This is a genomic window from Serratia ureilytica (assembly GCF_013375155.1).
GTDB lineage: Bacteria > Pseudomonadota > Gammaproteobacteria > Enterobacterales > Enterobacteriaceae > Serratia > Serratia ureilytica.
The window spans coordinates 217460-239538 of sequence record NZ_JABXOF010000010.1; the positions used below are offsets into that span (position 1 = coordinate 217460).

At 59.9% G+C, this 22079-nt stretch carries 20 protein-coding genes and 1 other annotated feature; of the genes, 9 read left to right on the forward strand and 11 right to left on the reverse strand.

The genetic code is table 11. The annotated features are described in order from the left end of the window. Window positions 1-107: 107 nt before the first annotated feature. Window positions 108-1061 (reverse strand): transaldolase, encoded by a 954-nt coding sequence (gene tal, locus HWW83_RS19160; protein WP_004932982.1) that lies wholly within the window; start codon window positions 1059-1061, stop codon window positions 108-110. Between the two features lie 384 nt (window positions 1062-1445). On the opposite strand from tal, the gene HWW83_RS19165 reads away from it, so the two are divergent. Then, on the forward strand, window positions 1446-2882 hold the full coding sequence (locus tag HWW83_RS19165) for an alanine/glycine:cation symporter family protein (RefSeq protein ID WP_089194274.1): 1437 nt from the start codon (window positions 1446-1448) through the stop codon (window positions 2880-2882). Between the two features lie 105 nt (window positions 2883-2987). Continuing rightward, window positions 2988-3764, forward strand: coding sequence for a peroxide stress protein YaaA (gene yaaA / locus HWW83_RS19170; RefSeq protein ID WP_047575391.1), 777 nt, complete (start codon window positions 2988-2990; stop codon window positions 3762-3764). A gap of 47 nt (window positions 3765-3811) precedes the next feature. On the opposite strand, the gene thrC is transcribed toward yaaA, so the two are convergent. From thrC to HWW83_RS19195, 5 genes are all read right to left on the reverse strand, one after another. After that, window positions 3812-5101 (reverse strand): threonine synthase, encoded by a 1290-nt coding sequence (gene thrC / locus HWW83_RS19175; RefSeq protein ID WP_033641812.1) that lies wholly within the window; start codon window positions 5099-5101, stop codon window positions 3812-3814. Window positions 5102-5104: 3 nt separating this feature from the next. Continuing rightward, a complete protein-coding gene (thrB, locus tag HWW83_RS19180) occupies window positions 5105-6034 on the reverse strand; it encodes a homoserine kinase (protein WP_042783664.1) in 930 nt (309 codons plus the stop codon). A 1-nt stretch (window position 6035) separates the two neighbouring features. Continuing rightward, entirely contained in the window at window positions 6036-8495 is a 2460-nt protein-coding gene (gene thrA, locus HWW83_RS19185) for a bifunctional aspartate kinase/homoserine dehydrogenase I (protein WP_033641811.1), read from the reverse strand. Between the two features lie 24 nt (window positions 8496-8519). After that, window positions 8520-8637 (reverse strand) — a sequence feature (Thr leader region). Further along, window positions 8576-8662, reverse strand: a complete 87-nt coding sequence (gene thrL, locus HWW83_RS19190; RefSeq protein WP_071845095.1) for a thr operon leader peptide — start codon at window positions 8660-8662, stop codon at window positions 8576-8578. It overlaps the preceding feature by 62 nt. 194 nt (window positions 8663-8856) lie before the next feature. Further along, entirely contained in the window at window positions 8857-9546 is a 690-nt protein-coding gene (locus HWW83_RS19195) for a tRNA/rRNA methyltransferase (protein WP_176589479.1), read from the reverse strand. A gap of 629 nt (window positions 9547-10175) precedes the next feature. Between HWW83_RS19195 and arcA the strand changes: the two genes are divergently transcribed. Beyond that, the gene (gene arcA, locus HWW83_RS19200; RefSeq protein ID WP_004933003.1) at window positions 10176-10892 is read left to right on the forward strand and encodes a two-component system response regulator ArcA; all 717 of its coding nucleotides are present in this window, start codon (window positions 10176-10178) and stop codon (window positions 10890-10892) included. Window positions 10893-10943: 51 nt separating this feature from the next. On the opposite strand, the gene creA is transcribed toward arcA, so the two are convergent. Further along, complete coding sequence (gene creA, locus HWW83_RS19205; RefSeq protein WP_033641809.1) at window positions 10944-11423, reverse strand: protein CreA; 480 nt, start codon at window positions 11421-11423, stop codon at window positions 10944-10946. 342 nt (window positions 11424-11765) lie between these two features. On the opposite strand from creA, the gene robA reads away from it, so the two are divergent. Next, complete coding sequence (gene robA / locus HWW83_RS19210) at window positions 11766-12635, forward strand: MDR efflux pump AcrAB transcriptional activator RobA (RefSeq protein WP_033641808.1); 870 nt, start codon at window positions 11766-11768, stop codon at window positions 12633-12635. Here the strand turns inward: robA and gpmB are convergent. Next, window positions 12632-13279: a 2,3-diphosphoglycerate-dependent phosphoglycerate mutase GpmB gene (gpmB, locus tag HWW83_RS19215; RefSeq protein WP_069101002.1), complete on the reverse strand. Its 648-nt coding sequence runs from the start codon at window positions 13277-13279 to the stop codon at window positions 12632-12634. The two genes, robA and gpmB, sit on opposite strands and share 4 nt — an antisense overlap. A gap of 101 nt (window positions 13280-13380) precedes the next feature. Between gpmB and yjjX the strand changes: the two genes are divergently transcribed. Next, window positions 13381-13899: an inosine/xanthosine triphosphatase gene (gene yjjX / locus HWW83_RS19220; protein WP_033641807.1), complete on the forward strand. Its 519-nt coding sequence runs from the start codon at window positions 13381-13383 to the stop codon at window positions 13897-13899. Between the two features lie 11 nt (window positions 13900-13910). On the opposite strand, the gene trpR is transcribed toward yjjX, so the two are convergent. Both trpR and sltY read right to left on the reverse strand, forming a co-directional pair. Next, window positions 13911-14240 carry a trp operon repressor gene (trpR, locus tag HWW83_RS19225; RefSeq protein ID WP_016929152.1) on the reverse strand — a complete coding sequence of 110 codons (330 nt, stop codon included), beginning with the start codon at window positions 14238-14240 and terminating at the stop codon, window positions 13911-13913. Window positions 14241-14294: 54 nt separating this feature from the next. Beyond that, window positions 14295-16223, reverse strand: coding sequence for a murein transglycosylase (gene sltY / locus HWW83_RS19230; protein ID WP_069101000.1), 1929 nt, complete (start codon window positions 16221-16223; stop codon window positions 14295-14297). 632 nt (window positions 16224-16855) lie between these two features. On the opposite strand from sltY, the gene yfiR reads away from it, so the two are divergent. From yfiR to ettA, 4 genes are all read left to right on the forward strand, one after another. Further along, window positions 16856-17467 (forward strand): regulatory sequestration protein YfiR, encoded by a 612-nt coding sequence (yfiR, locus tag HWW83_RS19235; protein ID WP_033651698.1) that lies wholly within the window; start codon window positions 16856-16858, stop codon window positions 17465-17467. After that, window positions 17464-18711 (forward strand): diguanylate cyclase DgcN/YfiN, encoded by a 1248-nt coding sequence (gene dgcN, locus HWW83_RS19240; protein ID WP_033641804.1) that lies wholly within the window; start codon window positions 17464-17466, stop codon window positions 18709-18711. The genes yfiR and dgcN overlap by 4 nt, the downstream gene beginning before the upstream one ends. 38 nt (window positions 18712-18749) lie before the next feature. Continuing rightward, on the forward strand, window positions 18750-19247 hold the full coding sequence (yfiB, locus tag HWW83_RS19245) for an outer membrane lipoprotein YfiB (RefSeq protein WP_033641803.1): 498 nt from the start codon (window positions 18750-18752) through the stop codon (window positions 19245-19247). 142 nt (window positions 19248-19389) lie between these two features. Further along, window positions 19390-21057 carry an energy-dependent translational throttle protein EttA gene (ettA, locus tag HWW83_RS19250; RefSeq protein WP_025159620.1) on the forward strand — a complete coding sequence of 556 codons (1668 nt, stop codon included), beginning with the start codon at window positions 19390-19392 and terminating at the stop codon, window positions 21055-21057. 30 nt (window positions 21058-21087) lie between these two features. On the opposite strand, the gene HWW83_RS19255 is transcribed toward ettA, so the two are convergent. Continuing rightward, window positions 21088-21993 carry an AraC family transcriptional regulator gene (locus HWW83_RS19255; protein ID WP_033651700.1) on the reverse strand — a complete coding sequence of 302 codons (906 nt, stop codon included), beginning with the start codon at window positions 21991-21993 and terminating at the stop codon, window positions 21088-21090. Window positions 21994-22079: the final 86 nt, after the last annotated feature.

Below are 22079 nucleotides of genomic sequence, written 5' to 3' on the forward strand. Positions count from 1 at the left end.
CGTTCTGTTGTCATTGCCGAGAGTATAAGGGCTTCCCCCGCCGGCGGGAGCGTCGGGCATAAAAAAAGGTGGCCTGAGCCACCTTTTTACTGCGCGATCTGCGGGAATTACAGCAGGTCGGCGATCATTTTTTCCAGTTTGCCCTGGTCTACGGCGAACTTGCGGATGCCGTCGGTCAGTTTCTCGACCGCCATCGGATCCTGGTTGTGCTGCCAGTAGAATTCAGGTTCGGTCAGTGCGGCAGGACGCGCCTTCACTTCACCGGTATAAGACAGTTTGCGCTCCAGCGCGCCTTCGCTCTCCGCCAGCTCTTTCAGCAGCGCAGGGGCGATGGTCAGGCGGTCGCAGCCGGCCAGCTCGATGATTTCGCCGACGTTGCGGAAGCTGGCGCCCATCACCACGGTGTTGTAACCGTGTTGTTTGTAGTACTGGTAAATCTCGGTCACGGAGATCACGCCCGGATCTTCGTGCGGCGCGAACTCTTTCTTGTCGCCGTTGGCTTTGTACCAATCGAGGATACGGCCGACGAACGGCGAAATCAGGTAAACGCCGGCTTCGGCGCAGGCGCGAGCCTGAGCGAAGGAGAACAGCAGCGTCAGGTTACAGTTGATGCCTTCTTTCTCCAGCTGCTCCGCCGCGCGGATGCCCTGCCAGGTCGAGGCCAGTTTGATCAGAATGCGATCGTTGCTGATGCCGGCTTCGTTGTACAGCTTGATCAGGCGCTTGGCCTTGGCCACGCTGGCGACGGTGTCGTAAGACAGACGCGCGTCAACCTCGGTGGAGATGCGGCCCGGAACCAGTTTGAGGATCTCCAGACCGATGTTGACCGCCAGCTTGTCGGCGGCGTCGGCGATCTGCTGCTCGCGATCGCTGCTCTGGCCGCGCGCCCAGGCGATGGCTTCGTCAATCAGTTTGCGGTATTCAGGAATTTGGGCTGCATTGAGGATCAGCGAAGGGTTGGTTGTGGCGTCCTGCGGTTGATACAGCTTCATTGCCGCGATATCACCCGTATCTGCAACCACTGTAGTCAGCTGGCGCAGGGAAGTTAATTTGTCGGTCATGTTGGCATTATCTCATCGTTTGTGCATGAACTTTTGGCATTGTTCAACCATGCCCTGCCCTGATAATAACATGCGCCAAGCCCGGTGCAAGGCTGGAAAACCGCGGCGCGCAAGCATCTGTTTTATCCTTGGGCGAGCAACCGTTTACGCCGATATCTTTCGCCATTACCGAGCGGATGGAAAGGCAATAACGTGCTATCGCCCGAATAAATTATGTTAAATTCGAAAAAATTGATGCAATTCGTCCGCCAATCTGCGAAAAATCTCAATCGCCTGACACCGGACCGATTCCAGCTAAGCTCTTGTAAAAAATAGGCCAATATTTCTCACCTGCGGTGGATGCTGCCAGGTGCGCATGACATTTCGATAAGGAGGAGGGATCCCTTGACGGACCTGATGAATTTTATAAACAACATTTTGTGGGGGTCGGTGCTGATTTATCTGCTGCTCGGCACCGGCATTTACTTCACGCTGCGCACCCGTTTTATCCAGCTCCGCCACTTTAGCCACATGTTCTCGGTGTTGAAAAACAGCAATAAAAGCGACAGCGCCGGCATCTCCTCTTTCCAGGCGCTGTGTACCACGCTGGCGGCGCGCGTCGGCACCGGCAACCTGACCGGCGTCGCCATTGCCCTCACCGCCGGCGGCCCCGGCGCCATCTTCTGGATGTGGGTGGTGGCGTTTATCGGCATGGCCACGTCATTTGTGGAAAGCTCGCTGGCTCAGCTCTACAAAACCAAAGACGACAACGGCAACTACCGCGGCGGCCCGGCCTATTACATGGAAAAGGGACTCGGCATGCGCTGGATGGGCGTGCTGTTCTCCATTTTCCTGATCATCGCTTTCGGCCTGGTGTTCAACGCCGTACAGGCCAACTCCATCGCGCAGGCCTCCGCCGTCGCCTTCCATTTACAGCCGCTGCACGTCGGTATTGGCCTGGTGCTGCTGAGCGGCGTGGTGATCTTCGGCGGCATCCGCTCCATCGCCAAAGTGGCCGAGCTGGTGGTGCCGCTGATGGCCGGCGCCTACCTGCTGCTGGCTCTCTGGGTGATTGGCCATAACATCGAGCACATGCCGGCGATCCTGACGCTGATCTTCAAAAGCGCCTTTGGTCTGCAGGAAGCCGCGGCCGGCGCCGTCGGTTACGGTATCTCCCAGGCGATGACCCAGGGCGTGCAGCGCGGCCTGTTCTCCAATGAAGCCGGCATGGGATCGGCGCCCAACGCGGCGGCGTCCGCCTCGCCTTATCCGCCGCATCCCGCTTCACAGGGCTACGTGCAGATGCTCGGGGTATTTATCGACACCATCGTCATCTGCAGCGCCACCGCGGCGATCATCCTCTCTTCCGGCATTCTCGATCAGCCGACCGACAGCATCAGCGGCATCGATCTGACCCAGCGCGCGCTGTCGACCGCCGTCGGCAGCTGGGGGACTCCGTTCGTCGCCATCGCCATCTTCTTCTTCGCCTTTACGTCGATCATCGCCAACTACGCCTATGCCGAGAGCAACCTGGTGTTCCTCGAGCACAACCACCCAGGCGGCCTGTTGATTTTCCGCTGCGTGGCGCTGGGCATGGTGATGTTCGGCGCGCTGGCGGAGCTGCCGCTGGTGTGGAAAATGGCGGATACCTCCATGGCGCTGATGGCGATCACCAACCTGACGGCTATCTTGCTGCTGTCGCGGGTCGCGCTGAAGCTGGCCGACGACTACCATCGCCAGCGCCGCCTGGGCAAGCTGCCGACCTTCGACGCCAACCGTTATCCGGAGCTGAAATCGCAGCTGGAGCCGGGCGTGTGGGACGGCAAGCAGCCACCGCGCTGAGAATTCCGGGGCGCGTGCGATGCGCGCCCCGCCTATTGGACCGATAGCCCCTTTTTCCCGCGCTTTTTGCTACAGTATGCGCACTTGGATAAACAGGATCTGGCCATGCTCGTTATTATTTCACCTGCAAAAACGCTCGATTACGACAGCCCGCTGGCGACAAAACGCTTCACGCAGCCCGAACTGCTGAGTAAGTCTAAGCAGCTTATCAACATTTGCCGCGAGCTGACGCCGGCGCAAATCGCCAGCCTGATGAGCATCAGCGACAAGCTGGCCGGGCTGAATGCCGCGCGCTTTAGCGAATGGCAACCGACATTTACCCCGGACAACGCCCGTCAGGCGCTGCTGGCGTTCAAGGGCGACGTCTACACCGGCCTGCAGGCGCAGGACTTCAACGAAGCCGATTTCGACTTCGCCCAGCAGCATCTGCGCATGCTGTCCGGCCTGTATGGCGTACTGCGCCCGCTCGATCTGATGATGCCGTACCGGCTGGAGATGGGCATCAAGCTGGAAAACCCGAAGGGCAAAGATCTGTACAGCTTCTGGGGCGATCAGATCACCAAAAAGCTCAACGAAGCGCTGGAGCAACAGGGCGACGACGTGGTGGTCAACCTGGCGTCAGACGAGTATTTCAAAGCGGTGAAGCCGGCCAAGCTGCACGGCTCGCTGATCAAACCGGTGTTCCTCGACGAGAAGAACGGCAAGTTCAAGGTCATCAGCTTCTACGCCAAGAAAGCGCGCGGGTTGATGAGCCGCTTTATCATCAAAAACCGCCTGACGCGCAGCGAGCAGCTGGCGGACTTCAACCTGGAAGGCTACGCCTTCGACGAAGCCGCCTCGCAAGGCAATGAACTGGTGTTCAAACGCCCGGAGCAGGCATAAAAAAAAGCCGTCGCAAGACGGCTTTTCGCATTTTACCCTGCCGAACTTCAGGCCGGCAGCCCCATCAGGAACTTGCGCAGCTCGCCGAAGTTGGCCGGCAGCGTGTGCGACAGCAGCGGCAGCTCAGCCCGCAGCGCCAGCGCTTTCGGCAACGGCAGCTCCTGGCCGAGTATCGCTTCCACACTCTCTTTAAACTTGGCCGGATGCGCGGTGCCGAGGAACAGGCCGAACTCCCCTTCCTGCAATTGGTCACGCAGCGCACGGTAGGCGATGGCCGCGTGCGGTTCGGAGATATAGCCCAGCTCGGCCAGCTCACGCATCGTGTCTTTGGTGGTCTCGTCGCTGACCGCCGCGTGACCCAGCTCCTTCAACTGCCAGACCTTGCGACGGAACAGCTCTTCCACGCGCGGCCAGTTGTTCGGCTGGCTGACGTCCATGGCGTTGGACAGCGTCGCGACCGTAGCGTGCGGCTGCCACTGGCCGCTGGTCAGGAAGCGCGGCACGGTGTCGTTGGCGTTGGTGGCGGCGATGAAGCGCTTTACCGGCAGGCCCAGCGATTTGGCCAGCAGCCCGGCGGTCAGATCGCCGAAGTTGCCGCTCGGCACCGAAATCACCAGTTGATTGCGCGCTTCCTGCGGCAGCTGCGCCACCGCTTCGAAGTAGTAGCAAATCTGCGCCAGTAAACGGCTGATGTTAATCGAGTTGGCCGAGTTCAGGTGCAGCGCGTCTTTCAATTCCTGATCGTCGAACGCCTGCTTCACCAGCGCCTGACAAGCATCGAAGTCGCCGTCGATCGCCACGGTGTGAATGTTGCCGCCCAGGGTGCAGAACAGCTTTTCCTGCAGCGGGCTGATTTTGCCCTGCGGATACAGGATCACCACCCGCACGTTTTTCAGGCCGTAGAAGGCGTGCGCCACGGCGGCGCCGGTGTCGCCTGAGGTGGCGGTCAGAATGGTCACCGGCTGCTCGCCGGCCACTTCCGCCAGCATCTGCGCCATAAAGCGGCCGCCGAAGTCTTTGAACGCCAGCGTCGGGCCGTGGAACAGCTCCAGGCAGGAGACGTCATCGGTCACTTTCGCCACCGGCGCCGGGAACTCAAAGGCGGCCTGCACGCGTTTCTTCAGCGCCGCTTCCGGCACCTCTTCGCCGATAAAGGCCGACAGAATGCGGCTGCTGCGGGTGACAAAATCCTGCTCCAGCAGGTGGTCGATTTCGGTCAGTTCGAACTCCGGCAGCTCCAACGGGAAGAACAGCCCCTGTTGCTTGCCCAGGCCTTGTTTGATCGCCTGCGCGAAGCTGACCTGCTCGTTGTGATCCTTAAGGTTGTACAGTTTCATGCGTTATCCCAGTAGTCGAGCGCCTGCGGTATCCAGACGGCAAATATGAACAAAACCTTCGTCGTTTTGCAGATAGTGTTGTTGCAGCCAGGCGGCCATGCGTTGCGCGGTGGCGCCGTCGTTGCAGACGGCGAACAGCGTCGGGCCAGAGCCGGAGATGCCGCAGGCCAACGCGCCGATCTCCTGCGCCGCCTTGCGCGCTTCGGCGAAGCCCGGCAGCAGCCGGGTGCGGTACGGTTCGGCGATCACGTCCTGCATCAATTTGGCGGCCAGCTGCGGCTGCCGGGTATGGCAGGCGTGAATAAAGCCGGCCAGATAGCGGCCATGGCTGATGCAATCCTGACGACGGTATTGCGCGGGTAAAATGGCGCGCGCTTCGGCGGTGGACACTTTGATGCCCGGATAGGCCATAACCCACAGCCAATCGTCAAAGCACGGCACCTCCTGGCTGATAATGCCTTCTTCTTCCAGCATCAGCTGCAGGCCGCCCAAATAGCAAGGCGCCACGTTGTCATAATGCACGCTGCCGGAAATGCGCCCTTCCAGCTCGCCCATCAGGCTGAGCAGCGTCGTCTTATCCAACGGACGATCGCAGAATTCGTTCATCGCCATCAGCCCGGCGACCACCGAACAGGCGCTGGAACCCAGCCCCGATCCGATCGGCATGTTCTTTTCCAAACGCATCGCCACCGGCACTTCGCGGCCGATCTCCTGGCAGAAGCGCTCCCAGCATTGATAAACGATGTTCTCTTTCGGCTCGGCCGGCAGCTTGCTGACGAAGCGCCCGGCATTCTGCAAACTGAACGTCTCGGCGGCTTCGACGCTGACACAGTCGCCCAGCAGCGTGCCGTCGATCGGCGAAACCGCCGCGCCCAGCACGTCGAAACCGACGCTGACGTTGCCGATCGAGGCCGGTGCATACACCTTAACCATATTAAACTCCCAACTTCCATGACAGTGTGCGCAGCAGATCGGCGAATACGCCCGCTGCAGTCACATCGTTACCGGCGCCGTAGCCGCGCAGCACCAGCGGCAACGGCTGATAGTAGCGGCTGTAGAAGGCCAGCGCGTTCTCGCCGTTCTTCACTTTATACAACGGATCGTTGCCGTCCACCGCCTCAATGCGCACCTTGCAGCGCCCTTCGTCGATCAGGCCGACATAGCGCAGCACCTTGCCTTGCTCGGCGGCGTTAGCCACGTTGCGCGCGAACTCTTTATCCAGCTCCGGCAACCGCGCCAGGAAGGTGTCCACGTCGCCCGACGCGTCGAAGGACGGCGGCAGCACCGGCTCGACCTCGATATCGCTCAGTTCCAGTTTATAACCGGCCTCGCGCGCCAGGATCAGCAGCTTACGCGCCACATCCATCCCGGACAGATCGTCGCGCGGATCCGGCTCGGTGTAGCCGTTGGCCCGGGCCTGCAGGGTCGCCGCCGACAGCGACAACCCTTCGTCCAGCTTGCCGAAGATAAAGGACAGCGAGCCGGACAGGATGCCGGAGAAACGTACCAGCTCATCGCCGGCGTTCAGCAGGTTTTGCAGGTTCTCAATCACCGGCAGACCGGCGCCGACGTTGGTGTCGTACAGGAACTTGCGGTGCGAACCGGCGGCGGCCGCGCGCAGCTGCTGATAATAGTTCATCGACGAGGTGTTGGCCTTTTTGTTCGGCGTCACCACATGGAAGCCGTCCGCCAGGAAGTCCACGTACTGATCGGCCACCGCCTGGCTGGAGGTACAGTCGACGATCACCGGGTTCAGCAGGTGATATTCCTTCACCAGCCGGATCAGGCGGCCGAGATTGAACGGCTCCTGCGCGCCGGCCAGCGCGTCGCGCCAGCTGTCCAGCGCGATGCCGTGCACATTGGTCAGCATCACGCGCGAGTTGGCGATGCCGCACACCCGCAGATCGATATGTTTTTGCTTCAGCCACGGCTGCTGGCGATAGATCTGCTCGATCAGCGCCCCGCCGACGCCGCCGACGCCGATGACGAACACTTCGATCACCTGATCGGTGTTGAACAGCATCTGGTGGCTGACGCGCACGCCGGTGGTGGCGGAATCATTGCTGACCACCACCGAAATGGAACGTTCGGAAGACCCTTGGGCGATGGCAACGATATTGATGTTGGCGCGCGCCAGCGCGGAGAAGAAGCGTGCGGAAATGCCGCGCAGGGTGCGCATGCCGTCGCCAACCACCGAGATGATCGCCAGGCGTTCCATCACGTCCAGCGGATCCAGCACGCCGTCTTTCAGCTCCAGATAGAACTCCTCTTCCAGCGCGCGACGAGCGCGCTGCAGTTCACCCTGCGGCACGCAGAAGCTGATGCTGTATTCGGAAGAGGATTGGGTGATCAGCACCACCGAAATGCCGGCGCGCGACATCACGGCGAAGACCCGTGCGGCCATGCCGACCATGCCTTTCATGCCCGGGCCGGAGACGTTGATCATCGCCATGTTGTTCAGGTTGGTGATGCCCTTCACCGGCATATCGGCATCGGTGCTGTCTTTGCCGATCAGCGTGCCGGGGGCCTGCGGGTTGGAGGTGTTTTTAATCAGGCAAGGGATTTGGAACTGGGCAATCGGAGTGATGGTGCGGGGGTGTAACACTTTGGCGCCGAAATAGGAAAGCTCCATCGCTTCCTGGTACGACATCGATTTCAGTAACCTGGCGTCCGGCACGGTGCGCGGATCGCAGGTATAAACGCCGTCGACGTCGGTCCAGATCTCGCAACAGTCGGCGCGCAGGCAGGCGGCCAGCACCGCGGCGGAATAGTCGGAGCCGTTGCGGCCCAGCACCACCAGCTCGCCCTTATCATTACCGGCGGTGAAACCGGCCATCAGCACGATGTGATCGGCCGGGATCGCCGCGGCGGCGATGCGCAGCGTAGACTCGGCGATGTCCACGGTGGACTCCAGGTAGTGGCCCTGCGCCAGCAGTTTCTCCACCGGGTTAATCACCGTGACCGGATAGCCTTTGGCGCGGAACACCCCTTCCATGATGGCGATGGAGAGCTTTTCGCCACGGCAGATGATCGCCGCGTTCACGCTGTCCGGGCACTGCCCCAGCAGCGAGACGCCATGCAGCACCTGTTTGAGCTGCGCGAATTCCTGATCGACCACGCCTTTCAAACGATCGTATTCAAAGCCCGGCAGCGCCTGCGCCAGCCCGCTCAGCAGGTCGGCAAAGATCCGCTCGGCGTCGCTCATATTCGGCAGAATGTCCTGGCCCGCCACCGTTTTGTCGATCATCGCCACCAGATGGTTGGTGATCTTTGCGGGGGCGGACAAGACCGTGGCTACCTGTCCCTGACGCGCGTTACTCTCCATGATGTCGGCGACGCGCAGAAAACGTTCCGCATTCGCTACCGAGGTTCCGCCAAATTTCAGCACTCGCATTTGTGATCTCTCCGAATTTAAGCCGAAAAAAAAGCCCGCACTGATTAGGTGCGGGCTTTTTTCTGTGTTTCCTGTGCGCGTCAGCCCGCCCCGTTACCTGTGGTATCGGTGGTGGTAATAATTGTGGTAGTCAGGCTGATATTGCGCATGTTGTCTGTCTGTCTCATGAAATACTCTGTCCCCTCTATTGGTTAAAGCAATCGCTATCCCAAGTCAAACGATTTCTTATTTTTGCTTATTTTCCGTTCAGCGGCGGTAATGCGCGATGCAACAGGTGAAAAGCAAAATGACAGAACAAAAAAACAACCTAAAGCCGGTTTAATAGTGGATCACACTGAGTAACCGCCTGCTGGAGCCGCTATCACTTGGCGAGTTTTTTTTCGATGTCGTGCAGCAGCGTATGCAGCATCGCCGTATCTCGCTGCGGCAACGCACCGAGGCGCTGGTGCAGCCAGTCGCGCAATTTTTGGTCATCGCCGACCTCCAATGCGTTCAACAAGGCATCTGCGCGGTGGCGCAGCGCCTTGAGCTGCCCTTCAGGCGCCGCAGCCTCCTGCGGCGCGGCGTTGACGCCCATCAGGCTCGCCAACTGGTAGCAGTACACCATCACCGCCTGGCCCAGATTGAGCGACGGATAATCCGCCTGCATCGGCACGCCGGTCAGCAAATCCGCCAGCGCCAGCTCTTCGTTGGTCAGGCCGGAATCCTCGCGGCCGAATACCAGCGCGGCCTGGCCGACCCACTGCTTACGCTCACTCAGCTGTTCCAGCAGCTCAGGCGGCGTGCAGTAGTAGTGAAAACGCGCGCGACTGCGGGCGGTGGTGGCGACGGTAAAATCCACATCCGCCAGCGCCTGTTCCAGCGTGGCGAACGTTTGCACGCCGTCGAGGATCTCGCCGGCCCCATGTGCCACCCAGCGCGCCGCCGGCTGCAGATGCGCCTCGCTGTCGACGATGCGCAACGAAGCGAAACCCATGGTTTTCATCGCGCGCGCCGCCGCGCCGACGTTTTCCGGCCGCGCCGGAGCCACTAGAACAATATGAAGCTGCATCACTCTTCCACCGAAGGCGGGCCTGCGTTTTTGACGATAGCGCAGCGCCCGCATGTATTTACAATTGCGTAACAATAAACGCGTTAATAGCAACAAACAAGATTAAACGGCTCGTTGAGCTAATAAACCTGTCGTAATAGTCATTATTCATGCTTATGTTTTACTGCATTTATTTATCAATGAGTTAAAACAACGCAATGATCAATAAGCGAATAATTGTATCCTATCGGGCCGGATAATGCTGAATCGTTCACAGAATTTGAGGTTCTGTGACTTAAACTGGCATTTCTGTAAGTGTTTTTCACAAATCTGTTAACGTGCTACAATTGAATTTGATATATGTCAACAAAGCGTAGTTTTGTTGGGTGATGAATTCGGCACGCGCTGTTATATTGCTGTTAATGGGGTTAGGATATGCGCCGTTTTGGCACCCAAGGGGTTGTAGGGAACGGCATCCCCACCAGGCTAGCGATCTTGTTGACATGAGATGGAAAGTGCATCAAGAACGAGTTTACGTACTTTAGTCATTTGCTGAGAGGGAACGTGGCGCTATCTCTGCCCTCCTCTAAGAAAACAGAGACTTCTGTACTTCCTATTTTCTATTTTGTTGGCAATTTTAGGTAGCAAATATGCAGACCCCGCACATTCTGATTGTCGAAGACGAGTTAGTCACTCGTAACACCCTGAAGAGCATTTTCGAGGCGGAAGGCTACATTGTTCATGAAGCCAATGATGGTGCAGAGATGCACAATATCCTGTCTGAAAATGATATCAATCTGGTCATCATGGACATCAATCTGCCAGGCAAAAACGGCCTGCTGTTGGCGCGCGAACTGCGTGAACAGGCCAGCGTCGCCTTGATGTTCCTGACCGGCCGCGATAACGAGGTGGATAAAATCCTCGGCCTGGAAATCGGCGCCGACGATTACATCACCAAACCGTTCAACCCGCGTGAGCTGACCATCCGCGCGCGCAACCTGCTGTCGCGCACCATGAATCTGGGCAGCCTCGGCGAAGAGCGCCGCCTGGTCGAGAGCTACAAGTTCAACGGGTGGGAGCTGGACATCAACAGCCGCTCTTTGATCAGCCCGGCCGGCGAACAGTACAAGCTGCCGCGCAGCGAATTCCGCGCCATGCTGCACTTCTGCGAAAACCCGGGCAAGATCCAGTCCCGCGGCGAACTGCTGAAGAAGATGACCGGCCGCGAGCTGAAACCGCATGACCGCACCGTGGACGTCACCATCCGTCGCATTCGCAAGCACTTCGAATCGACGCCGGACACGCCGGAAATCATCGCCACCATCCACGGCGAAGGCTACCGCTTCTGCGGCGATCTGGAAGAGTAATTCCAGCCTGCCGTCATGAAAACGGGGTTCAGCATGCTGAACCCCGTTTTTTTATTTTGCCTCAGCCCACGGCATGATCGGCACCGCGCTCAGCGCATTCTTCGGCGAGCCGTCGATCACCTTGTCGGAGTAGCTCAGGTAGATCAGCGAATTGCGTTTGGCGTCGTAGAAGCGCACCACCTGCAGCTTCTTGAACACCAGCGACGTGCGTTTCTGGAACACCACATCGCCTTCCGCCTTGCCGTTTTTGATCTTGTCACTCAGCTCGATAGGCCCGACCTGCTGGCAGGAAATGGCCGCGTCGGCGGTATCTTCCGCCAGGCCCAGCCCGCCTTTGATGCCGCCGGTTTTGGCGCGGCTGATATAACAAGTTACATTTTTAACATCCGGATCGTCGAACGCTTCGACCACGATTTTGTGGTCCGGCCCCAACAATTTAAACACCGTATCAACGGAACCCACTTGCTCCGCCTGTGCGCTTCCCACGGTTGCGCAAACCAAACCGAATAAAAATATCCAGCTTTTTTTCATTTACTTAACTCCGATATAACCTTGCCGCGAAAATGGGCTCGGCGATCACCATTATTTATGTCTAAGCTCACGGAATTGGGTTTTTACGGGTCCGCACCGTCCGTTTTAGCACAGAGCGTGACAAAAATCTTTGAGAGTCGCGGAGGAAAAAAATTGCTATGATGCGGCGTCGTTATTTCTTTGCGCCCACTACGGTGTACCCCAATCCAACTCTGGCGCGGCATGCGCAGCAGAGGCAAAGAGTGCAACCCATAATGGCTCATGGATCGGTCTGATAGCGCAGCACCAGCGTGACGAATCAACAGTTCGGGTTCCTACCCCCAAGCTTTACGAGGAAGTTCTATGGATCAAGCCGGTATCATTCGTGATCTGCTTAGCTGGCTGGAAAGCCATTTGGACCAACCCTTGTCGCTGGATAACGTGGCGGCCAAGGCTGGCTACTCCAAATGGCACCTGCAACGGATGTTCAAAGATATTACCGGTAATGCCATCGGTGCTTACATCCGGGCAAGAAGGCTGTCCAAGGCCGCCGTCGCGCTGCGCCTGACCAGCCGGCCGATTTTGGATATCGCTCTGCAATATCGCTTCGACTCGCAGCAGACCTTCACGCGCGCCTTCAAGAAACAGTTTGCGCAAACGCCGGCGCTGTACCGCCGCGCCGAAGACTGGAACGCGTTCGGCATCTGCCCGCCGATCCGTCTGGGGGCCTTCACTCTGCCGCAGCCCGAGTTCCTCTCGTTGCCGGATAAGCATCTGGTCGGCCTGACCCAAAGCTACTCCTGCACGCTGGAACAGATCACCACCGTGCGCACCGAGCTGCGCTCGCAGTTCTGGCGCCAGTTCCTCGGCGAAGTCGAAACCTTGCCGCCGGTGCTGTACGGGTTGCACCACTCGCGTCCGAGCCAGGAGAAGGACGACGAACAGGAAGTGCTGTACACCACGGCGCTGGAGCCGGATCAGGTGCCTGATAAAGTGCAGGAAGTTCAACCGCTGGTGCTGCCGGGCGGCGAATTTGCAATGTTCAGCTATGAAGGGCCCATCGGAGGCCTGCAGGACTTTATCCTGACGGTCTACGGCACTTGCCTGCCGGAGCTCAAACTGACGCGCCGCAAAGGGCACGACATCGAGCGCTTCTACCCGAAAGGCGAGCGCCGTCCGCATCAGGCGCCTACCGAGATCAAGTGCGATTACCTGATCCCGATTCGACGTTAACGCTGCAGTTCGTCCAACGCGGGCATGTCCAGATGCGTGACATCGCCCGCCGTTTCGACGATCCAGCCGGAAGCCAGCCACGGGCTCTGCTGGTGATCGACGCGCGACAGTGAGCAGTTGCGCAAGCGCAGGCGACGTTCCGCATAGGCCGGCAGCCCGAGCACCGTACTGATCAAACACCCCAACGCGATGCCATGGCTGACGAGCAGCGGCTTGCTGCCCTCCGGCAGCATCAGGCAGCTCTCCAGCGCAGCGCGCATGCGCTCGCCCAGCTCCTCCATGGATTCGCCTTGAGGGATACGGCCGTCAGGAGTACCATCGACCATCTGTTTGCGCCACTGTTCTTCCTGCGGCGTCAAACTGTCGATCAGGCGTTCTTCCAGAACCCCCATGTGCAGCTCACGCAAACGCGGATCGCCAATCACTTCGCAGCAACAGGCTTCGGCGATGATCTGCGCGGTGCGGCGCGTGCGCCCCAGGTCGCTGGTAATGATATGCGTAATGCCTTCTTTGCTGACGCGCCTGGCGACCAGACGGGCCTGGTGTTCCCCCATGGCGGTTAACGGGCTGTCGGACTGACCCTGGATGCGGCGAGCCGCGTTCCATTCCGTTTCGCCGTGGCGAACGAGGTATACCTGTAACATTTTTGTTTTCCGTTATACTGCGTGAAATTTGCGTTTATCCCCGGCCCGGCGGCGCTTTTGCCGCTGCCCGGCGTATCGGCCAGAAGGATATCAAACCCGTTATGTACCATGTTGTCGCTGCAACTACCAACCCGGCAAAGATCAAGGCTATTCAATTGGCCTTCGATGACGTCTTCGGCGCAGGCCAATACCGCATTGAACCCGTCGACGTCGCCAGCGGCGTTTCGCTGCAGCCGATAGGCAATCACGAAACGCGCACCGGTGCGCGTCAACGCGTGATGGAAGCGCGCCAGGTCAGGCCCGAGGCCGATTTTTGGGTCGGCGTGGAAGCCGGGATTGAAGAGAATATGACCTTCGCCTGGATGACCATCGAGAACCCGTCCATCCGCGGTGAATCCCGCTCGGCGAGCCTGATGCTGCCGGAAGTCATTTTACAAGGTATTCGCGAAGGCCGCGAATTGGGCAGCGAAATGGCGACGATCACCGGCAACGCCGAGGTGAAGCGCCAGGGCGGCGCCATCGGCGTCTTCACCGACGGCCGGCTGAGCCGCACCAGCGTTTATCATCAGGCGCTGCTGCTGGCGCTGGTGCCGTTCCACAACGCCATCTATCAGCAATAACGCAGAGTCTGCTAGGGCGCGTCGTGCAGCAACTGCTGCTCAAGCCACTGTTTCAGCGCGGGTGAAGCCGCTTTCAGGCTGTTAGAACCGCGGGTGATGGTGGCGATCCCCGCGCCCAGTTCATTTTTCAGCTCGCGCTGGCTCATCTCGCCGCGCATCAGTTCCTGAATGATCCGCACCCGGGTGCCCAGCGCGGTGCGCTCGTCCGGCGTCAGCATCAATTGCAACAGCGGTTGATGCAGTTCTTGCGCAAACGAATTCTGCAGCAGCGCGACGAAGCGCAGCCAATCCTCATTGCCTTGTTCTGAAAGAGCGGGGTCGTTTAACGATAATTGCGTCATGGCAGCCACCATACTATTTAACTAGTACAGCAGCATACCATAGGGCCGTCAAAATCAATAACGTCTCTGCCACTCGGCGTCGGTCAGCACCTTGGCCGGCCGGTGCGTCAGATAGCGGTAAAACGCATCGTAAGCCAGCACGTTCTTGACGTAGCCGCGGGTTTCCGAGAACGGAATGCTTTCGATGAACGCTACCGGATCGATCCGCCCCGCGCTGTTGCCCAGCCAGGTGTTCACTCGCGACGGGCCGGCGTTATAAGCGGCGCTCGACAGAATGCGGTTGCGGCCGAACTGCTGATAGACCGACTCCAGATAGCTGGTGCCGATGGTGATGTTGGTCTGCGGATCGAACAATTGGCTCGGCCCGACATAGCCGGGAATGTTGTACATCTGCACCGTATGCTGCGCGGTGCGCGGCATGACCTGCATCAGGCCGGAGGCGCCGACCGGCGACTGCGCCTTCGGATTCCAGGCGCTCTCCTGACGCGCGATCGCCATCGCATAGCTGCTGGTGATCCCCTTGTCATCGGTGGCGCGGCGGAACTCCTGCGGCCAGGCGACCGGGAAACGCTCTTCCAGATGATCCCACAGCTTGCCGACGATGGTCGCCTGCACGCTCAGATCGGCCCATTTTTGCTCAAAGGCGTAACGCGCCAGCGCCTCTTGTTCAGGCCGGCTGCGGCTGGCGACATAGGAACCCCACTCGCTGCGGGCCAGGTTGTCCATATTCCAGTACATCAGCTCGCGCACTCGGGCCACTTCCGGCCCGTCGGTCAGCGACGCGCGCGGCTTGGCCGCCACCGCCACCATCACCGGATAGGTTGCGTTCAGCTTCTGCGCCGCCACCATCGGATAGAAGCCGCGTTCGGTCATCAGGTTGCGCAACATCTCCTCGCCTTCGGCGCGTTTGCCTTCGTCCATCAGCTGATTGGCGCGCCAGTAGCGCCACTCATCCTTGTTGCGCGACTCTTCCGGCAAGCGAGCCAGCCAGGTCGCGACGCCCTGCCGATCGCCGTTGCCCAGCGCCATGCGCACCCGGCGCTCCAGCAGCGAAGGCGAACGGCTGCGCAGAATCACCTGATCGCGCCACTGCGCCTGTTCATAGGTAGCGTCGCTGCCCATCAGGCGCCAGGCCACCGCCTCTTCCAGCCCCAGCCGCTCCTCGTCGCTCATTTTCTGCAGCCGCGCGAGCGTCGGGATCATCGCCCGCGCGTTTTCCACATCCTGCCGCGCCAGGCGCTCAAAGGCGATGCCGGTGGCGGCACGGGTAAAGTCAGTCGGCCCTACGCTGCGGGCGAAGGCTTCCACGGTGGTCGGATCGTTTTGCAAGCGCACCAGAGCGTTGCCCATGGTTTGATAGTCGGCCGGCAGTTGGCTGTAGAGGTTGCTGACCAGCGAGCTGTTGCCCTCTTTCAGCGCCAGCTTCATGCGCGCCAGAATATCGAGCGGCGTTTGCTTGCCTGCGCCGCGCCAGACGCTGAACAGCCGATCGCAGGCGCTCGGCAGCGTTTTGCCGTTCAGCCACAGCTCGTCGGCGCCGCTCCAGGCCGCCTGCTGGTCGCCGGTAGCCCATTTGGCGTAGTAATAGTTGCAGCGCGCCGCCACCGGTTTGGGCGGCTGTGGGCTGAAGGCCAGCAGGGTGCGCCAATCTTCGCGCCGCGCCAGTTCATTGACGAAGCGCGGCGCCAGCGATTTCGCCGGCGGCAGCGTCGGGTTGCGTTTGATAAAGTCGTTCACTTCGGAGAACCCCGCCTGACTCAGATCCTGAGTCAGCTCGCGGTATTCCAGATAAGGATAAAGCGGGTAATCGCGCAGCGTCGGCATCAGCTGCGCCACCACGTCCATCTGATTGCCGTCCCACGCCTGCTTGATCTGCTGGTAGCGCTGACGTTGCGCATCCAGAGAATCCGCCAGCGCCGCGCCGGAAAACGCCGTCAGGCACAGCCCCATCGCCAACAGCCGTCGCTTGTCCACCTTGACCATCCTCGCTCTTTCCTCACTGATTGTGCCGCGGGAGCCGCCCAGCTCCCCGGTAACCGCCGCGCCACGGCGCCGCAGAACAAAATAAAACCGGGCGCACGGCCCGGACGCAGATATCTACCATAGACAGCGCAATCGCTCATCCATTCAATACTGTAGAAGAAGAAGTGTATCGCCATGATCGGAGCCAGGTAAAAAACGTTTACTTTGGCTGACAAATCAGGGCGGCGAGATATTATCGCCGGCCGGATTTTTATTAGCCGCAACGGCGTTTATTGGAAAAGTAAAATACTTTCTAATTATTAGTTATCACATTATTGCATTTAAGAGATAGCGCCGACGTTGCGCAAATCGCCTGACAGCTGGCCAAACGCGCCAACTTTGCAGAAAAGCGGTGGCAAACCCGAGAGGGCATTTTTATACTATCAAAAATAAGTAGGATAATTCCGAGAAAACAGCACATAAAGCGCCCAACGAAGACATCTTATAATACAATCCGCGCCAATTATGGGTAGATAGTGTTCATTAGGCAGTGCGACTGACAGCTTTCAGCAAAACGATTGTCCCTTCAAGCGGGCCGGATTTTTACTTGTCGGGCCACGGCCTGCGGGCGGTGGATCAGGCCGGAATGGCGGGTGAAGATGGCGAGTAATACCGCGATAACGATGCGTTGCGCAAAAAGCCCCGTGCCGGGCTTCCTTGCCGCACGCCTGAATATCGGCCGCCTGTTGCTGATCGTTTTGTTGGCGCTGCTGACGTTGCCCGGGCCTGCGCGCGCCGCCGATGATCCCTATCAACAGCGCACGCACGCCGTGACGACCGTGGTGGTAGGCATCATCAGCTACGCCCGCTGGTCACGTGAACCCAATCCGATCCGGTTGTGCGTGACCGCACCCACCCAGTATGCCGAGGGGCTGTTCGATCCGATCCTGCTCAGCGCGCCGCGTCCGATTAAAACCGAACGCGTGCCGTTCGACAGCCCGACGCTGAGTACCGGCTGCGATGTCATCTATTTAGGGAACATCAACGCCGCGCAGAGACAAAATTTCATGCAGCGCATTTCCGGCAACTCCATTCTCAGCATCAGCGAGAACGATAGCGAATGCTCCGCCGGCAGCGCATTTTGCCTGCAGATCAACGGCGACCAGGCCGGCTTCAAGGTCAACCTGGACGCCCTGGCGCGCAGCGGCGTGCGCGTTCACCCCAACGTGCTGCAGCTGGCGCGCAAACAGGCGCCGCCGCTATGAGGCTGTTGCGTAGAAACCGTTCCGGCAATGCGCGCCCGACGTTGGGCCGAGTGCTGCAGCGGGTGCATCTTGGGCTGGCGTTGATCGCCGTTGGCACCGCCGGCATCTTTCTGACGCTGGTGGCGCTGTTCGCGCTGCGCGCCTATGCCAACCACAACCTGCACCTGATCGCGCGCTCCATCAGCTATACGGTTGAAGCGGCAGTGGTGTTTGGCGATCGCCCCTACATTCGCGAGGCGATGGTGCTGATCGCCGCCAAAGAAGAGGTGTCGGAGGCCAAAATTCTGAACAACGCCGGTGACGTGCTGGTCAGTTGGCATCGTCCCAAAGATGGCCCGCTGCACGGCATGGAGCAGGTTATCGCCCACTGGGCGCTGCCCGAGCCGGTCATCCTGCCTATCTCCCACGAGGGCAAACAGGTCGGCCAGGTCTGGCTGAGCGGCAACGGCGGCAGCCTGTTGCGTTTCCTGTTGCGCGGGCTGGTCGGCATGATCGCCTGCATGGTGCTCAGTACCCTGTGCGCCCTGGTGTTGTCGCGCCGCATGCTGGTCGGCATCGTCAGTTCGTTGGACGACATCGCCAACGTGGCGCATGCGGTGCGGCGAGATCGCACCTTCGGCCTGCGGGTGCCCTCGGCGCCGATCGCCGAGCTGCATGAGCTCAGCAATGATTTCAATGGCTTGCTCGATGAACTGGAGGCCTGGCAGGCCCATCTGAAGCAGGAAAACGACTCGCTGGCTCACCGGGCGACGCACGACAGCCTGACCGGCTTGCCGAACCGCGCCTTCTTCGAAGGCCGGCTGAGCCGCGCCCTGGGCGATATCGCGCCGCCGGCGAAATTGGCGGTGCTGTTTATCGACGGCGATCGCTTCAAGGAAGTGAACGACAGTTACGGTCACGCCGCGGGCGATGCGGTGCTGACCACCATTGCCGGACGCATTCGCGCGCAGCTGCGCGAAACCGATCTGGTCGCACGCCTGGGAGGAGATGAATTCGCCGTGCTGCTGGCGCCGGTGCACAGCACGGAAGATGTCTTGCAGATCGCCGACAACATCATCGATTGCATGACGCAACCGGTTATTTTACCGAACGACGAGACGATCATTACCTCTCTGAGTATCGGCATTGCGCTGTACCCTGATCACGCGTCGACGCCTCAGGGTCTTTTGCACGAAGCTGACGATGCGATGTATCAGGCAAAGCATCGTTATAACGGAGGCTGGCGGCTGGCTATACATAAATAAGAGCCCCGGCTATAACACTTGAACTAGGGATTTTGACTATGATACAGCAACTGTTTAAAGGTCGTTTTTCACTGCTGACGATGGCGTTCGTCGCCCTGCTGGCGCTCGCCGGTTGCCAGAGCAAGCCGCAAGGCCTGACGCCCGAGCAGGTTGCGCTGCTGCAATCGCAGGGCTTCAAACTGACCGACAACGGTTGGGAATTCGGCCTGTCGGATAAAGTGCTGTTCGGCAACAACATCGGCAAGCTGAACCCGGAAAGCACCGAGACGGTGCAGAAGATGGGCCGCGCGCTGCTGAGCGTCGGCATCACCAAGTTCCGTCTGGACGGCCATACCGACAACTACGGCGAAGACAGCTATAACGATCAGCTCTCCCTGCGCCGCGCCGATGCGGTCGCCGATCTGCTGGCCAGCGTCGGTATTCCGCGCGCCAATATCGAAACCCGCGGCATGGGCAAGCGCGATCCCGTCGCCGACAACCGCACCTCCAGCGGCCGCGCGGAAAACCGCCGCGTCGCGATCGTCGTCACGCCATAAGCCACCAATATGCGCCTTTATCGGCGCATAAACGGTTATACTTAGCGATCGCTGAGCGATGTCTGGGATCCAAGATCGAAACGGGCTACACTCATGCCGCCAGACATCCTATAAATACTGATATAGAGAGGCTTAGAGCAACGTGGCTCAATACGTCTATACCATGCACCGCGTCGGCAAAGTGGTACCGCCGAAGCGTCATATTTTGAAAAACATCTCCCTGAGCTTCTTCCCTGGGGCAAAAATCGGCGTACTGGGCCTGAACGGCGCCGGTAAGTCCACCCTGCTGCGCATCATGGCCGGCATCGATACCGATATCGAAGGGGAAGCGCGCCCGCAGCCGGGCATCAAGATCGGTTATCTGCCGCAGGAGCCGCAGCTTAACCTCGAACACACCGTGCGTGAGTCGGTGGAAGAAGCGCTGGCGGAAGTGGTCGGCGCGCTGAAACGCCTGGACGAAGTGTACGCGCTGTACGCGGAAGAAGGCGCAGACTTCGACAAGCTGGCCGCGGAACAGGGCCGCCTGGAAGAGATCATTCAGGCGCACGACGGTCACAACCTCAACGCGCAGCTGGAACGCGCCGCCGATGCGCTGCGCCTGCCGGACTGGGACGCCAAAATCGCCCATCTGTCCGGGGGTGAACGCCGCCGCGTCGCGCTGTGCCGCCTGCTGCTCGAAAAGCCGGACATGCTGCTGCTGGACGAACCGACCAACCACCTGGACGCCGAGTCCGTGGCCTGGCTGGAACGCTTCCTGCACGACTTCGAAGGCACCGTCGTGGCGATCACCCACGACCGCTACTTCCTGGATAACGTGGCCGGCTGGATCCTCGAACTGGACCGCGGCGAAGGCATTCCGTGGGAAGGCAACTACTCGTCCTGGCTGGAGCAGAAAGACGCGCGTCTGGCGCAGGAAGCGTCCGCCGAAGCCGCTCGTCGCAAGTCGATCGAGAAAGAGCTGGAGTGGGTGCGCCAGGGCGCCAAAGGCCGCCAGTCCAAAGGCAAGGCCCGTCTGGCCCGCTTTGAAGAGCTGAACAACACCGAATACCAAAAACGTAACGAAACCAACGAACTGTTCATTCCACCTGGCGCGCGCCTGGGCGATAAAGTGGTCGAAGTCAGCAACCTGCGCAAGTCTTACGGCGACCGCCTGCTGATCGACGACCTGTCGTTCTCGGTGCCGAAAGGGGCGATCGTCGGCATCATCGGCCCGAACGGCGCGGGTAAATCCACGCTGTTCCGCATGATGTCCGGTCAGGAGCAGCCTGATTCCGGCAGCATCGTGCTGGGCGATACCGTCAAGCTGGCGTCCGTCGATCAGTTCCGCGACAGCATGGACGGTTCGAAAACCGTGTGGGAAGAAGTCTCCGGCGGGCAGGACATCATGCGCATCGGCAACACCGAGATGCCGAGCCGCGCCTATGTCGGCCGCTTCAACTTCAAGGGCGTCGATCAGGGCAAACGCGTGGGCGAGCTGTCCGGCGGTGAGCGTGGCCGTCTGCACCTGGCCAAGCTGCTGCAGGTTGGCGGCAACGTGCTGCTGCTCGATGAACCGACCAACGACCTGGATATCGAAACCCTGCGCGCGCTGGAAAACGCCCTGCTGGAATTCCCAGGCTGCGCCATGGTGATCTCGCACGACCGTTGGTTCCTCGACCGTATCGCCACCCACATCCTGGACTACCAGGACGAGGGCAAGGTGGAATTCTTCGAAGGCAACTTCACCGAGTACGAAGAGTACAAGAAGCGTACGCTGGGCGCCGATGCGCTCGAGCCGCACCGCATCAAGTACAAAAAGATCGCCAAGTAATCCCCAAGGCGCCGCATGCGGCGCCTTTTTTTATGCCCGCGTCCGGCGATAATCGCGCGGTGAGCACGCCATCACGCGCTTGAAAGCATGGCTGAACGCGCTGTCGGAATCGTACCCCAAACGTTGCGCGATGATGGATACCGGTTCAACGCCGGTACGCAGCGCCCGCGCAGCCAGCAACATGCGCCAACGCGACACATACTCAAGCGGCGCCATTCCCGCCTTCTGCTTGAAGCGCAGCGCCAACGTCGAACGGGAAACGCTCGCCGCATCGGCCAATGACGCCACCGTCCAGCGACGGGCAGGATCGGCGTGTACTGCCTGCATCGCGGCGCCGATGCGCGGATCGAACAAGGCGGGCAGCCAGCCGGAGGCCGCGCCCTCCTCCCCCGTCAGGTAAATCCGCAGCGCCTGGGTCAGCATGATCTGCCCCAGATGATGCGTCATCAGCGCGCTACCCGGCGAAGGCTTTAACAGCTCGTCCGCCAGCCGCTGCAACGCCCATTGCAACACGGCGGCCTCTTCGGTGCCGCCTCGGATCACCATCAACGCCGGCAAACTCCCCAACAACCGCTCCACTTCCTCACCGAAGGTAAAACTCCCGCCGATAAACAGGCAATCCTCCGCCTCGCCGCAACTCGCCACGCCATTTTTCGCCTGCAGATAAAGTACGTCAGCATCGAGCGCCGGCAGCGACAGATCGCTGCCGACAGTGACCGGCAGGCTGCGGGTCAGCAGCAAGCAGTCGCCGGCCGCCAGCCGCAGCGGTTCGGCCAACCCTTCCGCCGCCAGCCAACAGCCGCCGCGCACCACCGCGTTGAATTTCCCGCTCTGCGGCGCAGGAAAATGAACGGCCCAGTCGCCGCCGGCCTTCAGGCCGCCGAAAAACGCATTCTGGCTGTTCAATGGCGCAAGCACTTCCGATAACGGATCCATACCCTCTCCCCCTAAGCCCCTTTCATGAGCATAGCCCGCGCCATGCTCCAGCCAAAGGTTTTAGGACGATGGCGACAGAAATTAGG